Here is a 15,555-nt window from a genome sequence, read left to right on the forward strand (position 1 = left end):
TGATGCAAATCAACGCAACAGCAGGTGGATCACGGCGTAAAAATGACCACAAATCCTTTATGAGTATTCGGCGGGTTTCCAATAAACTGCTATTATTCATAAAGTTGATATAGAGATCCCTGCCTCATTTTTGCCGACCCGTTCAGGATGGAAATAAAGGAGTAATCATAAAGAGGTATAGGGAAACTCCCCCTGATCATAAAAAATGCCCACTCCGTACAAGGCTGTGGTTATCCACACCTTTTCAATGTCCCGATAAATTCCAGGAAATTTCTCCATGCTTAAACGTGTTCTGCCTTCACTTTCGCTGGTCAGCCAGACAACATTACTGATGTTGCTGCTTGGCCTGCTGGGTATTGGCGGGATGAGTATGGCCGCATGGATGGCGGGGAGCATCGAAGGCAATGCTCACGCGATCAATAAAGCCGGTTCGCTGCGCATGCAAAGCTACCGGTTGTTGTCCGAAGTGCCGCTCGAAGGTAAAGATAAAAGCCTCGCTTATATTCGCCAGATTGAAGCCGACCAGAACAGTGCAGATTTGCTTGTGGCGGTTGAGCGGGAAAACCTGCAGCCGCAATTCCTGGCGTTGCGTAATTACTGGCAGACGACGCTGCGGGATCAGATTCTGAACGCGAAGCGTCCGCAGGATGTATCTGCCAATATCGCGGTATTCGTCGGTCAGCTCGATACGCTGGTCACCGAACTGGAACATAAAACTGAATACCATTTACAACAGATTTCGCTAATCCAGCGCGGTCTGGTCACCGTGACCCTTTTGCTTCTGGCGCTGACGATCTGGTTCCTGCGCCGTCACCTGCTGGCTCCGTGGAGAAGTTTACTTTCTCAGGCCAGTGCCATCACCGCCGGTGATTTCAGCCATCGTTATCAGCGCAACCGGGTCGCCAACGGTGATGCCCATAACGAAATGGATATTCTCGGCGATTCCCTTAACAGCATGTCTCTGGCGCTGGCGGAGATGGTCGATAATCTGGCGCAACGCGTGGCGGAGAAAACCGCCGATTTGCAGCAGAAAAATCAGATGCTGGATTATCTGTATCGCGTAAGCCGTCAGCTTCACACCAGCGAGCCGCTCGAAGCGCGCATGGAGCCGGTGCTGAAAGAATTGCAATCACTGACGCCGCTGAACGGTGTGCAATTACGTCAGTACGAAAATAACAGCGCCGAAGTGTTTAATGCCGGCGTGTTTCATGAGCTGAGTAACACTTCGTCACGCCCGCCGCTCAGTCCGCAAGAAGGCGGGCATACCGATGATAACAGCGAGTCACTGAGCTGGAGTCTGCGCGATGAGCGTGAAAATTACGGCGTATTACTGGCGCAACTGCCGCCGGGTGAAAATCTGAATGACGCCCAGCAACAACTGGTGAGCACCCTGCTTGAGCAACTGACCAGTACGCTGATGCTGGCGCGTCAGGCCGAACATCAGCAACAGCTGATGCTGATGGAAGAACGTTCGGCGATTGCGCGTGAGCTGCATGACTCACTGGCCCAGTCGCTTTCATGCCTGAAAATTCAGGTCGCCTGTCTGCAAATGCACGCCGGTGATTTCAGCGAAGAAGATCAGAATCTGCTGCAACAGATGCGTGACGAACTGAGCACCGCTTACCGTCAGTTGCGTGAGTTACTGACCACCTTCCGCCTTACATTGAATACCCCCGGCCTGAGGGCGGCGCTGCAACATACTGCCGATGAGTTCTCACGCCGCATGGGTCTGACGATAGATTTCGATTATCAGATCCCGCCGCGTTCAGTACCGGCTAATCAGGGTATTCATCTGCTGCATATCGCGCGTGAAGCGCTGAATAATGCGTATAAGCACGCCCGGGCTACGCAGGTTTCGCTTTCCCTGCATTGTGATAACGGTGAAATCACCCTGCGTATTTGCGATAACGGCGAGGGTATTTCGCCGAATGTCGAACGACAAAATCATTATGGCCTGATCATCATGCAGGATCGCGCCAGCACCTTACACGGTAAATGTCGGGTTGCCCGACGCCCGGACGGCGGCACCGAAGTGACGGTCCGTTTTCGTCCGGAAGCCCTGCCCATTAATCCCCAGGAGCAAGTATGAACGACATGACCCCTTCCACTATTTTGCTGATTGACGATCATCCGATGCTGCGCAATGGCGTTAAACAGCTGATTGCGCTGGATACCAGCCTGAAGGTGATTGGCGAAGCCAGCAACGGCGAACAGGGAGTGGAACTGGCGAAACAGCTCGATCCCGACCTGATCTTGCTTGATCTGAACATGCCGGGCATGAACGGTCTCGATACGCTGGACAGCATGCGCCAGACCTCGCTTTCCGGGCGCATTGTGGTGTTCAGCGTCTCCAATCATGAAGATGATGTGGTGACGGCGCTCAAGCGCGGCGCGGACGGTTATTTACTCAAAGATATGGAGCCGGAAGATTTGCTGACGGCGCTGCACAACGCCGCCGCGGGGAAAATGGTACTGAGCGAAGCTCTGACACCGGTGCTGGCCGCCAGCCTGCGGGAAAGCCGCCCGAGCGGAGACCGCGACATTCAGTCCCTGACGCCGCGCGAGCGTGACATCATCAAGCTGATTGCCGAAGGCTTACCGAATAAAATGATCGCCCGCCGTCTGAATATCACCGAAAGCACGGTGAAAGTTCACGTCAAACATCTGCTGAAAAAAATGAAGCTAAAATCCCGCGTCGAAGCCGCCGTGTGGGTGTTGCAGAGTAATGTGCTTTAGGTTTGAGCCTCTAAAAATTCAGCCCCGCGTCATCGCCGTATTGCGGCTGAGCAGTCAGTGGCGGGGACACATTGAGGGTGATCCAGTTCGAGGTGACTTTCTGTGATTTACTGTCTTCGACCGTGACGGAAAGCCGGTAGCTGTTAGCCGCACCCGGCGAATTGTCCCACTGCGGCACAATGACGCTCCATCCTTCCGGGTTGCGGTTATTTGCCGGTGGCGTCAGGCTCAGTGCCTGCGTATCACCCTGCCAGCTCAGTGCCACGATGGAATTCACCGCGCGTAACTGGAGCTTCAGCGGCACCGTTTCGCCCGGCTGCAATGACCACGGTGGCGTGGCTAAATACACCGATAACGTTTTACGCTGTTTAAACTCCATCACTGGCATATTATTGCGATCTACCATGTCCATCCGGCTGCCGCGAAGCGATCGCGCCGCCGCCACATTCTGCGATGACAGTTGCTGAGCGAGCGGAACACCCAGCCGGTAGTTGAGCGTCAGTTTGACCAGATCCTGATTATCACCGTCCTGCCCCGCCTGATGTTCTGCCATCACCGTTACCAGCGGTACCGGCGTGTAATTGAGTCCGAATGAAACCGCCGACGGATTACTCTGGCGCGTGCCGTTACCGAATAAATCGACCTGATCGCCAAAATACTGCTCGTAACTGAGCGAAGCGCCCAGCTGGCGGTAAAACGGCAAATAGCCCTTGGTCGAAATATCGTAACCGCGTGCCTGACGGCGCAGTTGTGCAGACGTACTGCTGTCGGCTTTGTAGGAGGAAAACGGCTGATAATAGTTGGTTGAGAAGCGCAGATAATCCGTCCACGCCTCTGCGCCAAGACTGCCGCGCGTCAGCTGATGGTCAAAATCATTATCAATAAAAGCGTTGTAGCCCAGCATCCACGGGCCGGTATTAAAGCGCTGACCCAGACCGAAATTACCGACCGTGGCGTCAGCCGCGCTTTGCAGGCCAATCTGACTGTACACCAGATTGTTTTCAGAATTGTATAACGGGCTGAAAAGCTGACCGGAACTGCCGTCAAGATTATGCCCGGTGACATCCAGCGTGGTGCTGACCGTGCCCAGCGGCGAAAGTAAGCTGCTGGTTTCTTTCTGGACCAGTTTTGCCGCCTGACTCAGCGCCAGCGTTTCGGCCTGAATGCGCAGCGGATCGTCGCTGTCGCTGGTCGAGGTGCCCAGTTCTTTGAGTGTCGTCGCCAGCTGTTTTTCAGTGGCGCTCGGCCCGGTGTCATTTTTAATGTACTGGCTGCCCAGGCTTGGCAGAGTGTTGGTCTGCGGTGCCGCGCCGGTATTAAACGTTGACTGATTATCGCTGGCGGGAAGAAAACCGCTGAGGTTATAGCTGAGAGCGCCGTATTCGGCAGGGTCTGCCGTCAGCGCACTAGCGCTTACAGCATAGAGAGCCGTTGCGGCTGCCACGATGGCAGAGACCGCGTAACGCTTCAATAAATCAGGAAAAAAATCTGTGACGTTTGTCATGCCTTACACATTTTGCCAGTAAGATTCGATCTTACCTCACGAGCAGCATAATTCAACCTTCATGCCACAAAAGGTCACACCCCCCCTCTTCTTAAGTGAAATCATTTGAATTCATTTCCTTGATGAATATATGGATGCTTTGTCATCAGATCACAAAATTTCATCTAAAATTACATCGAAAACACCAATTCACACACATTTGATAACATTTTTGACACATCAACCATTTTTCTTTACAGAGTGTTTTCATTTATTCTTAGCAGGTTAACGATTTTTGATGCCACCCGACTGCTTATGCAGAGCGTATCTCAAATCAGAATGGCGTTATCACCGCGGATGTTTCACTGACCGAAACAACCCGATGAACGCCATTTATAGCCCGTTGTTGCAACACATAGCCCTTCTAAAAAACAGGGAACATAAATGAGCAAAAAAACGTTGCCCGGTGTCACTCGCCGGCAGATCCTCTCGTTCACGGCAGCCTCAGCGGTGTTGGGCGCAGCCAAAGCCGCAAACGCAGTCACGCTCAAAGGTACGCCCGTGTGGAGCCCCTTTGACGCGAGCCCGCCGCCCCAAATTGAACTCGATGGCTGGGCGTTCTTCACCGACGCTGAAGCCGCTGCAATGGAAGCTATCGTAGACCGTCTGGTACCTGCCGATAATCTGAGTGCCGGTGGCAAAGAAGCCGGTTGCGCGGTGTTTATCGACCGTCAGCTGGCGGGTTTCTACGGCACCTACGCCCGCCTTTACATGGAAGGCCCTTTCCAGGAAGGCACGCCGGAACAAGGCGATCAGTCCCCGCTGGTTCCCCAGCAACGCTACCGACTCGGCCTGGCCGCGCTGGATAAATATACCCAGTCTCAGCACCAGAAGTTGTTCAAGGACTTGCCCGGAGATCAGCAGGACCAAATTCTGTCCGGCCTGGAAAACGGAAAAATAGCTCTCGATGGGATCGATTCCAAACTGTTCTTCGCCATTGCGCTGAAAAATACGATGGAAGGTTTCTTCGCCGATCCTATTTATGGCGGTAACCGCAATATGGTGTCGTGGAAAATGCTGGGCTTCCCTGGCGCACGCTACGACTACCGCGAATATGTCGGCAAACATAACCAGAAACTCGATCTGGAACCGCTGAGTATTTCGGGCGGCGACGCATGGAAAATGAAAAGCTAAGGGCAGAACAACATTATGGCAAAGAAATTACCTAAAACCGACGTGGTGGTTATCGGGCTCGGCTGGGCCGGTTCGATCATCGCCAATGAATTATGCGATGAAGGCCTGAATGTGGTGGCGATTGAGCGCGGCCCGTGGCGCGATACTGCCCGTGATTTTAACGTGGCCACTGTCACCGACGAATTGCGCTACAACAGCCGTCAGGAACTGATGCTGCGCACCCGCCAGAACACCATCACTATCCGTAACAATCCGGCGCAAACTGCCCTGCCGATGCGCGAATGGGGTTCTTTCCATCCCGGCAATGGCACCGGCGGTGCAGGTAATCACTGGGCGGGAATTACCTTCCGTTTCCAGCCGGATGAATTCCGCCTGAAAAGCCATCTGACCGAACGTTACGGCGCTAACGCCATCCCGGAAGAACTGGTGTTGCAGGACTGGGGCACCGACTGGGAAGAGATGGAGCCGCATTACGCCTCTTTTGAGCGACTGGCCGGTGTTTCCGGAAAAGCCAGCAATGTGAAAGGCGAACATCATGACGGCGGTAACCCGTATGAAGGGATGCGCTCAATTGAGTATCCGACCCGTCCGATGGATCAGCCTTATGGCCCGACGCTGTTTGCTGAAGCAGCGCGCAACATGGGCTACAAAGCGTTCCCGGTGCCCTCTTCGCTGATTTCCGAGCCTTACACCAACCCGCTCGGCGTGAAAATGGGACCCTGTACGTACTGCGGTTTCTGCACCAACTACGGCTGTGCAAACTATTCGAAAGCCAGCGCGATCACTACCGTGTTACCGGCGCTTATTCGCAAAGAGAATTTTGAAGCCCGCACCAACTGTGAAGTCATGCAGGTGCTGACCGATTCCACCGGCAAACGCGCTACCGGCGTGATTTACATCGATTCATCTGGCGATGAGTGGGAACAGCCAGCAGATCTGGTGATTGTCAGCGCATTCACCTTTGAAAATGTACGTCTGATGCTGCTTTCCGGTATCGGTAAACCCTACGATCCGGTTACGTTAAGCGGTACCACTGGTCGTAATTATGCTTATCAGACCGCCAATGGCGTGCAGCTGTTCTTCGATGACAAAAACTTCAATCCGTTCATCGGCGCAGGCGCGGTCGGAATGGGCATTGATGATTTTAACAACGATAACTTTGACCACAGCGGTCTCGGCTTCTTCGGCGGCGGCAGTATACGCGTCACGCCAATTGGCGGCGCGCCTATCGGTTACCGACCTGTTCCACCGGGAACGCCAAAATGGGGTTCCGAGTGGAAAAAAGCCACAGTCGCTAACTATCTCAGCTCGATGTCGATTGGTTGTGAAGCCAGCAGCTACACCACCAAAACCAACTATCTGTCGCTCGATCCGAATTACAAAGACCGTCTCGGCCGTCCGCTGCTGCGTGTGACCTTCGACTTCCCGGAAAACGACCTGAAAATGGCCGCGTATTGCACCGGTAAAGTGGCTGAAATCGCCAAAGCGATGAACCCGCGCCAGTTGGTCGCTAACCCGATGAAAGGCCACTGGAACGGCACGCCGTATCAGTCTTCACACGTGGTGGGCGGATTTGTGATGGGCGCGGATCCGTCCACCAGTTCGGTGAACAAACACCTGCAAGTCTGGGACGTACCCAACCTGTTTGTGGTCGGCGCTTCCGCGTTCCCGCAGAACCCGGGTTACAACCCGACCGGCACCGTGGGCGCGCTGGCGTTTAAAGCCGCGCATGCCATCCGCAATTTCTATCTGAAAAAACCGGGAGAGATGATCGCATGAAAAAGTTAACGTCATTCTCACTCGGATTACTGGCACTGAGCGTTTCCGGTCTGGCACATGCCGCAGGCGACGGCTCTTTCGAGCAGGTAGAACGCGGGCGTTATCTGGCCACCGTGGGCGACTGTGCGGCCTGCCACACCGCCTCGACGCCGGACGCCAAACCTTTTGCCGGTGGCGTGCCGATAGAAACGCCGTTTGGTCGTCTGGTCGGCGCCAACATCACGCCGGATCCGCAAACGGGTATCGGTAAATGGAGCTTCGACGACTTCCAGCGCGCGATGTCTGAAGGTATCGGTCACGGCGGAAAACGTCTGTACGGCGCGATGCCGTTCACGGCGTACACCAAAGTCACCCGCGAAGATAACGCCGCGATCTGGGCTTATCTGCAAACCCTGCAGCCGGTGCATCACGAAGTCGAAACCAACCAGCTGCCGTTCCCGTTCAACGTGCGTACCAGCCTGATGGGCTGGAACTGGCTGAACTTTAACAAAGGCGAATTCAAACCGCAGATGGATAAATCTGCACAGTGGAATCGCGGCGCTTATATTGTTGAAGGCCTGGGGCACTGCGGAACCTGTCACACGCCGAAAAATATGACTGGCGGCGACAAAGACAGCGAATTCCTGCAAGGCGCCGTGGTGGAAAACTGGGTTGCACCGGACATCACCAGCAATAAGCACACCGGTATCGGCAACTGGACGCAGGAAGATCTGATGCAGTATCTGAAGACCGGCTCTAACCGCTTCGATATGGCGTCCGGCCCGATGGCAGAAGAAGTCACCAATTCTTCACAACACTGGACGGATGCGGATCTCAAAGCCGTGGCGGTTTATCTGAAAGACAGCGGTCACGACAGCGGGAATAAAGCGCCTGCGCCGGTGAAAGCGGAAGATAACGCCATGATGGCCGGGAAACACATCTATGCTGACCGTTGTTCTGCGTGCCATACGCCGGACGGCAAAGGTCAGGAAGGATTGTTCCCACGTCTGGCCGATTCAGCGCTCATCAATCAGACCAACCCGACATCGCTTATCCGCGTCGTGCTGACGGGCAGCCGTCCGGTCGCGACCGACAGCAAACCGACGGCGCCGTCTATGCCTTCGTTTGATGCCAACATGAGTGACGCCGATGTGGCGAACGTGCTGACGTATATCCGTAACAGCTGGGGAAATGCCGCCGCGCCGGTGTCAGCCTCCGACGTGAAAGACCTGCGTGCAGAACTGAAGAAATAAACAGGAAACTGTCGAAATGATAAAGGCCGCAGAAGCGGCCTTTATTTTTGCAAGCCTGACGTTGCAGGCATCACAGAGAAATCAGTGCTGGGAAGGCATCTGCATAATCTGCACTAACAGATGATCGTTATTCTGGCTTAGTTGCACCAGATGTTTGCATTCCACTTTTATTGCGGTGAGCTGTTCTTCGGTCAGTGAGTACGGCAGGTTGATATCAATGCTGTACATATTTTGCTGCTCGGCCAGTTCAATCAACCGGACGATATTGGTCTCATCGCTGACCTGCGTGGAAACTACCTGTAAAGCCAGTGCGCGTAAGGCTTCCTGCCTGGAATTTTCTTTCTTAGAACGGGATTTCAGTACCATGCCGAAGAACGGCATCACGCCATAAATCGCGTCAACAAAACTCCATTTCTTTTTGCAGGATGCGGACAAATATTCCATATAGTCAAAGGACGCTTTTTGACTGCGCGCATCGGGTACCAGGCGGTTTTCATTCATCCCCTATTCCTCTTCCTGGTCAGGGCCAATCAATTAGGCAAATCAATCTGTAACGATGAAGATATTCATCTATATAATGGCATAATTCACGGATACTTTGCCAGTCGGTTTGGGTGCTTAAGTTTGAGCAGTTATTGCCTGAGCAGACAAAATTTGTCATTTCAGAATTTATCGAAAGTATTTCGCGGAGTTGGAATTCACGCCGCAAAACTGACATGTTCTATTACGCTAGCAGGATGGCGCCGTCAGGCGGGTCACGCTATGCTAATCACCGGATTTCTAAAAGCAGCAAGCCAATGAATAAAATCGTTTTTGTAGAAGATGATGTAGAAGTCGGCAACCTGATCGCCGCCTATCTGGGTAAACACGATATCGATGTGCTGGTGGAGCCACGTGGCGATACCGCGCAGGCACGCATTGAGAAAGAAAAACCCGATCTTGTCCTGCTGGACATCATGCTTCCCGGCAAAGACGGCATGACACTGTGCCGCGATTTACGGCCGATATTTCCGGGCCCAATCGTGTTGCTGACCTCGCTCGACAGCGACATGAACCACATCTTATCGCTGGAAATGGGTGCTAACGATTACATTCTGAAAACCACGCCTCCGGCGGTGCTTCTGGCGCGTTTACGCCTGCATTTACGCCAGAATCCGGCGCAAACCCTTCAGAGCGAGCAACCGGTTCAGACACTGAAAGGCGGCAATGCGCTGCACTTTGGTCAGTTGTGCATTGATCCGGTTAACCGCGAAGTGACGCTGGTCGATGAAACGATTGTGCTCTCCACTTCTGACTTTGATTTGCTGTGGGAACTGGCGACTCACGCCGGCCGCATTATGGATCGCGAAGCCTTGCTGAAAAACCTGCGTGGCGTCAGCTATGACGGGCTGGATCGCAGCATCGACGTGGCGATCTCCCGCCTGCGTCGTAAATTGTACGACAACACCCTTGAGCCATTTCGCATCAAAACCGTGCGCAACAAAGGCTATTTATTTGCCCCTAATGCCTGGGAGTCTTTGCAGGAATGAAAAAGCTTTTCATCCAGTTTTTTTTGTTGCTGCTGGTCTGCTTTATGGTCATGGCGATGCTGGTCGGGCTGGTCTATAAAGTGACCGCTGAGAAAACCGGCCGACAGTCCATGAACGACCTGATGAAAAGTTCGCTGTATTTAATGCGCAGTGAGCTCAGAGAAATCCCGATAAAAGACTGGAATAAGACCATAAATACGCTGGACTTAAATCTGTCTTTCAAGCTGCACATTGAACCCCTCGGTAAACGCAAACTCAGCCCGTTGCTTGATCAGCGCCTGAAAGACGGCGAAATCGTGGCACTCGATGATGAATATACCTTTATCCAGCGGGTGCCGCGCAGCCACTACGTGCTGGTGGTCGGGCCGATCCCGTATCTGTTTTATATGCACGAAATGCGCGTGCTCGATTTCGTTCTGCTCATGCTCATCGGTCTGTCGCTGGCGTTACCCGTCTTCCTGTGGATGCGTCCGCACTGGCAGGATTTGCTGCGTCTGGAAAACTCGGCGCTGCGCCTGGGTAACGGGCATCTCGACGAGCGCATTGATTTTGATTCGACCTCCAGCCTGAACCGGCTGGGCGTGGCGTTTAACCAGATGGCGGACAACATCAGCACGCTGGTCGCCAGTAAAAAACTGCTGATCGACGGCATCGCGCATGAACTTCGCACACCACTGGTTCGCCTGCGTTACCGGCTGGCCATCAGCGAAAATTTACCCGAGGCGGAGCAAAATGCCATCAACCGGGATATCGGACAGCTGGAAGCGCTGATTGATGAACTGCTGACGTATGCACGCCTTGACCGGCCACAGGTGACGCTGAATCTGGAAAAAGTCAATCTGGCCGAATGGCTGGAAGATAAAGTCGATGATTTCCGCATGATCACCGAGCGCACGATCCTTTACGACGCCCCGCAAAACAGTGATTTCGGCGGCGTGGATTTACGTCTGATGGAGCGTGTGCTGGACAACCTGGTCAATAACGGTCTGCGTTATTCGCAGGAAACCCTGCGCGTCAGTCTGTGGCTCGACGGAGAACTGGCCAGCCTGCAGGTCGAAGACGACGGGCCGGGTATTCCGCCGCAAGAGCGCCAGCGGATCTTCGAGCCGTTCGTGCGTCTGGATCCGAGCCGCGACCGCGCTACCGGCGGCTGCGGGCTGGGGCTGGCCATCGTTCATTCCATCGCCGTGGCATATCAGGGGCGCATCGCCGTAGACAGCAGCCCGCTGGGCGGCGCCAGCATGCGTTTCAGCTGGCCGGTAAAACCCACATTTAATCTGGCTGTCGAACAGCCTAATAATGAAAATCAGGAAGGGAGCCATAATGACCATCGCATATAAAAAACTACACGACACTTTCGCCCGCCTCTCCCGCTTTGGCCATTTATCGGCAATCGCAGGCTGGGACGCCGCCGCTATGATGCCTGTGGAAGGCGGACAAGCCCGTTCGGAAGCGCTGGCGGAACTGAGCGTGCTGACGCATCAGATCCTCACTGCGAAACAGGTGGGTGAATGGCTGGAACAGGCAAGCGGCGAGCAGCTTAATGACGTCGAGCAGGCAAACCTGCGTGAAATGCGCCGCCATTATCAGCAGGCCGCTCTGCTGCCGGAAAGTCTGGTGCAGGCAAAATCCCTGGCGGGCGCACGTTGCGAACAGGCCTGGCGTATTCAGCGCAAAGGCAACGACTGGGAAGGTTTCGCTGATAACCTGAAAGAAGTGGTGAAACTGAGCCGTCAGGAAGCGCAGTTGCGTTCAGAAGCCGCGGGTATCAGCCGCTATGACGCCCTGCTCGATTTATACGAACCGGGTATGACCTCGCAAAAGCTCGATGTTTTGTTTGGCGATTTGAAAACCTGGTTGCCGGATTTGTTGCAGACCGTGGTCGAAAAGCAAAAGTCTGAAATCCGCATCGCGCCGCAAGGCCCGTTTGATATCGAAAAACAGCGCCAGCTCGGGCTGAAAGTGATGGAGCGTCTGGGCTTTAACTTTGATGCCGGTCGTCTGGATGTCAGCGCACATCCGTTCTGCGGCGGCGTGCCACAGGATGTGCGCATCACTACGCGCTATAACGAAGAAGAATTCCTCAGCGCCATGATGGGTGTGATCCACGAAACCGGTCATGCGCGTTACGAACAGAATCTGCCGAAAGAATGGCTCGGCCAGCCGGTCTCTAACGCCCGTTCAATGGGCGTACATGAATCCCAGAGCCTGCTGTTTGAAATGCAATTAGGTTGCAGCGAACCGTTCCTGAAATCTGTCTATCCGCTGGTTATCGAGCAGTTCGGTCATCGTGAAGGGCTGGATGAAAGCAACTTCATGAAGCTGAATCAGCGCGTTCAGCCCGGTTTCATCCGTGTTGATGCTGATGAACTGAGCTATCCGGCCCACGTGATTTTGCGTTATGAAATCGAAAAAGCGCTGATGGAAGGTGAAATCGAAGTCGATGATATTCCGGCCTTATGGAACAACAAAATGAAGGAATATCTGGGCATTGATACGGTCGGCAACTACCGCGACGGTTGTATGCAGGATATTCACTGGACCGACGGCGGTTTTGGTTATTTCCCGACGTATACGCTGGGTGCCATGTACGCCGCGCAGCTGTTCCAGACAGCCAACAAAGCGATTCCAACGTTGCAGGATGATATCGTGCGCGGTGACCTGACGGCGTTGTTCCAGTGGTTGCAGCAAAATATCTGGCAGCACGGCAGCCGCTTCTCGACCGATCAGCTGATTAAGAATGCCACCGGCGAAACGCTGAACCCGGCGTTCTTCCGCGCGCATCTGGAAAACCGTTACCTGTAATTCATCTGCAAATAAAACAAAAACACCTCCTTTTCGCAAAGGAGGTGTTTTTCAGCTGTCTGCTTTTCTTAAGCTATCTGCTTATTGACCCATTTATCCCGCTACGTGATATTTCAGCCGGTATTCTCCTGAGCCCACCTCTGCGGTAAACCCTTCTGCATTACGGATAAAATCAACGCCATCCGCTTCAAGCAATGTTTCACCGCCCGTCAGCACTACGGTGGCGGAAGTATTCGCCGGAACCTTCACACAAAGATTCACTTCCTGACCACTGACTTCCCAGCGAACGCCTATTGCGCCATAAACCGACTGGTAACGAGTTTCCAGCCAGTTCAGACCGCCGCCGGTCAGCGGTTTAATGATGAAGTGCTTGAATCCTGGCTGCTCTTCGTCCGCTTCAATCCCCGCCGCCACGCGGTAAAGCCATTCGCCGACCGCGCCGTAAGCGTAGTGATTGAAGGAATTCATGTCCGCGCTCCACATGCTGCCGTCCGGCTTAATGCCATCCCAGTGCTCCCAGATAGTGGTGGCACCGGCTTTCACCTGATACAGCCATGACGGGAAATCGTCTTTCAGCAGCAAATCCCAGGCTTCCCTGATGCGACCATTCTGGCTCAGCGCGTGGCAGAAATACGGCGTGCCGACAAAACCGGTGACCAGATGCCCGTTGTGTTCATTGAGCAATTCGACCAGTGTATCGGTTGTTTTCTGGCGAAATGCCTCAGGCACCAGATTGAAATACAGCGCCAGAATGTGTGCGGTTTGCGTTCTGGCTGCCAGACGGCCGGAAGGCGTGAAGAATTCCTCCTGAAAACGTCTTACGATCGCCTGATGCAGGGCATTGTAATGTTGATAGTCCGCATCGCGTTTCAGCACTTTGGCCGCTTTGGCGAATAATTGCGTGGAATAAGCGTAATACGCCGTGCAGGTCAGATCGTTTGGCGTGACCCCGAAGTAACTGCCCTCTTTAGCGTCCAGCGCCACCCAGTCGCCGAACTGTAATTTATAGTGCCAGATATGGTTTTCGGCATGGGCTGTCATAAAATCAATCCAGCCTTTCATGCTGTCGTACTGATTTTCCAGCACCCGGGTATCGCCATACATCAGGTACATCGTCCACGGATTGATCACGGCTGCATCCGCCCACGCCGAGGCGGAATGGGTTCCGCCTTCTGACAGCAAACGGTCTTTGCCACAGTAGCCGGTCAGGATGTCCGGGATCACATGCGGTACCCCGCCTTCTGGGGTCTGGTCATAACGAAGATCGGTCAGCCATTTGGCGAAGAAATTGCGGGTCTGCATCAGATAGCTCGCCGTTCGGCAAAAAATTTGCGCATCGCCCGTCCAGCCGAGACGTTCGTCACGCTGCGGGCAGTCCGTCGGCACATCAATAAAGTTACCTTTCAGCCCCCACAAAATATTGTGATGTAACTGATTCAGACCCGGATTTGAGCAGGCAAAATAACCGGTCTGTTCCATAGCGGAATGCAAAACAATGGCTGTGAAATTATTCAGATCCAGCGCCGCCGGATACTGCTCTACTTTCACGTAGCGGAATCCCTGCCAGGTAAAGTGCGGATGCCAGATTTCTTCGCCCTCACCTTTGAGCACATACTCCGTGCGCTGCGTGGCTGTCCGCAGGTTATCCAGATACACATTCCCTTGTGCGTCCAGCACTTCAAAATGGCGCAACACCACTTTATCCCCCGCGTTGCCGCAGACCTTAAACTCAACCCAGCCGCTGAGGTTCTGACCGAAATCAATCACGGTGTCGCCCTGCGGCGTGGTGATAAGCTGAACCGGTTTGAGTTCTTCCATTTTTCTGACGGTGTTACTTCCCTGCGCGACCAGCGTGGATTTTTCATGCGTCACCACACTCACCGGACGCCAGCCGTCCGCTGAAAAACCTTTCGCGCACCAGCCGGAGATTTCCCTGCGCGCATCATAAATTTCACCGTCATAAATTTCTGAAAACAGAATGGCGGAATCATGCGCTTTCCAGCTTTCATCGCTGACCACAATATCCTGCGATCCATCTTTATAATTAATAACCAGCCGGGAAATAAGCGCAGTTTGTTCGCCATAATAATTCCGATGACGGCTGAAGCCCATATCTCCTTTGTACCAGCCAGCACCGGTTATTGCGCCGAGGACATTTTCACCCTTTTCCAAAATATCGGTCAGATTATAGGTTTGATAAAGTAAGTGATTGTGATAACTCGTCCAGCCCGGTGTCAGGGCATCTTCTCCGATTTTACGGCCATTGAGATGTAATTCATAAAGCCCCAGCGCGCTGACATGAATAAACGCTGACTGAATATCTTGCGCACGGTTGAGGACAAATGATTTTCGCAATAATGTCCCAGCGGAATGATCTTTATCGACGGGCGTTTCGGCAGAGATAAATTCAGCCTGCCATTCGTGGGGGTAAAGCACGCCGGAAATCATTTCAGCGGCCGGACTCCAGTTGCTGGTCTTGCCATAATTATCCCGCACCTGAACGCGAATAAAATAGTGCTGCGAGGACGTCATCATCAGTTCAGTCAGTGCGACATTATTCGATGATTCACATTCCTGCCATTCACCGTGAAGCAAAATAGGATCGAAACTCTGTTCATGACTGACCTGGATCCGATATGCAGTTTGCCGGACGTTCCTGTCAGCACTTTCAATTTTCCAGCCCAGTACAGGAAGTTCCTGCACACCTGATAATGCGGACTCCTGATTGAGTGTAAGTCGGGTGACTGCAAGCATAATTCGTGACTCCTCATGTAATATTCTGAGTAATTAAATAAAT

At 53.4% G+C, this 15,555-nt stretch carries 11 protein-coding genes; 8 read left to right on the forward strand and 3 right to left on the reverse strand.

Annotated features, from left to right (window positions below; translation table 11 throughout):
- The first annotated feature begins 277 nt into the window (after positions 1-277).
- A complete protein-coding gene (narX, locus tag D6C13_RS12060; protein ID WP_120132985.1) occupies positions 278-2,089 on the forward strand; it encodes a nitrate/nitrite two-component system sensor histidine kinase NarX in 1,812 nt (603 codons plus the stop codon).
- Complete coding sequence (narL, locus tag D6C13_RS12065) at positions 2,086-2,736, forward strand: two-component system response regulator NarL (RefSeq protein WP_112290142.1); 651 nt, start codon at positions 2,086-2,088, stop codon at positions 2,734-2,736. Before narX ends, narL begins: the two co-directional genes overlap by 4 nt.
- Before the next feature lie 10 nt (positions 2,737-2,746).
- Here narL and D6C13_RS12070 read toward each other — a convergent pair whose 3' ends face one another.
- Positions 2,747-4,240 (reverse strand): YchO/YchP family invasin, encoded by a 1,494-nt coding sequence (locus D6C13_RS12070; RefSeq protein ID WP_120132986.1) that lies wholly within the window; start codon positions 4,238-4,240, stop codon positions 2,747-2,749.
- 423 nt (positions 4,241-4,663) lie between these two features.
- On the opposite strand from D6C13_RS12070, the gene D6C13_RS12075 reads away from it, so the two are divergent.
- The 3 genes from D6C13_RS12075 to D6C13_RS12085 are packed head-to-tail and all read left to right on the forward strand — an operon-like array spanning position 4,664 to position 8,424.
- A complete protein-coding gene (locus D6C13_RS12075; protein WP_120132987.1) occupies positions 4,664-5,413 on the forward strand; it encodes a gluconate 2-dehydrogenase subunit 3 family protein in 750 nt (249 codons plus the stop codon).
- A 15-nt stretch (positions 5,414-5,428) separates the two neighbouring features.
- Positions 5,429-7,192, forward strand: a complete 1,764-nt coding sequence (locus tag D6C13_RS12080) for a GMC family oxidoreductase (RefSeq protein ID WP_120132988.1) — start codon at positions 5,429-5,431, stop codon at positions 7,190-7,192.
- On the forward strand, positions 7,189-8,424 hold the full coding sequence (locus tag D6C13_RS12085; RefSeq protein WP_120132989.1) for a c-type cytochrome: 1,236 nt from the start codon (positions 7,189-7,191) through the stop codon (positions 8,422-8,424). The genes D6C13_RS12080 and D6C13_RS12085 overlap by 4 nt, the downstream gene beginning before the upstream one ends.
- A gap of 81 nt (positions 8,425-8,505) precedes the next feature.
- Here the strand turns inward: D6C13_RS12085 and D6C13_RS12090 are convergent, their stop codons facing one another.
- Positions 8,506-8,925, reverse strand: coding sequence for a hypothetical protein (locus D6C13_RS12090; RefSeq protein ID WP_120132990.1), 420 nt, complete (start codon positions 8,923-8,925; stop codon positions 8,506-8,508).
- Positions 8,926-9,221: 296 nt separating this feature from the next.
- Between D6C13_RS12090 and rstA the strand changes: the two genes are divergently transcribed.
- Genes rstA through D6C13_RS12105 form a run of 3 tightly spaced genes read left to right on the forward strand, consistent with a single transcriptional unit; the run spans position 9,222 to position 12,758 of the window.
- Entirely contained in the window at positions 9,222-9,953 is a 732-nt protein-coding gene (gene rstA, locus D6C13_RS12095) for a two-component system response regulator RstA (RefSeq protein ID WP_120132991.1), read from the forward strand.
- Positions 9,950-11,293: a two-component system sensor histidine kinase RstB gene (gene rstB, locus D6C13_RS12100; RefSeq protein WP_120132992.1), complete on the forward strand. Its 1,344-nt coding sequence runs from the start codon at positions 9,950-9,952 to the stop codon at positions 11,291-11,293. The genes rstA and rstB overlap by 4 nt, the downstream gene beginning before the upstream one ends.
- Complete coding sequence (locus tag D6C13_RS12105) at positions 11,277-12,758, forward strand: carboxypeptidase M32 (protein ID WP_120132993.1); 1,482 nt, start codon at positions 11,277-11,279, stop codon at positions 12,756-12,758. Before rstB ends, D6C13_RS12105 begins: the two co-directional genes overlap by 17 nt.
- 93 nt (positions 12,759-12,851) lie before the next feature.
- On the opposite strand, the gene D6C13_RS12110 is transcribed toward D6C13_RS12105, so the two are convergent.
- Positions 12,852-15,512, reverse strand: coding sequence for an alpha-L-rhamnosidase (locus tag D6C13_RS12110; protein ID WP_120132994.1), 2,661 nt, complete (start codon positions 15,510-15,512; stop codon positions 12,852-12,854).
- Positions 15,513-15,555: the final 43 nt, after the last annotated feature.

The organism is Rahnella woolbedingensis, assembly GCF_003602095.1.
In the GTDB taxonomy this organism is placed as follows: Bacteria; Pseudomonadota; Gammaproteobacteria; order Enterobacterales; family Enterobacteriaceae; genus Rahnella; species Rahnella woolbedingensis.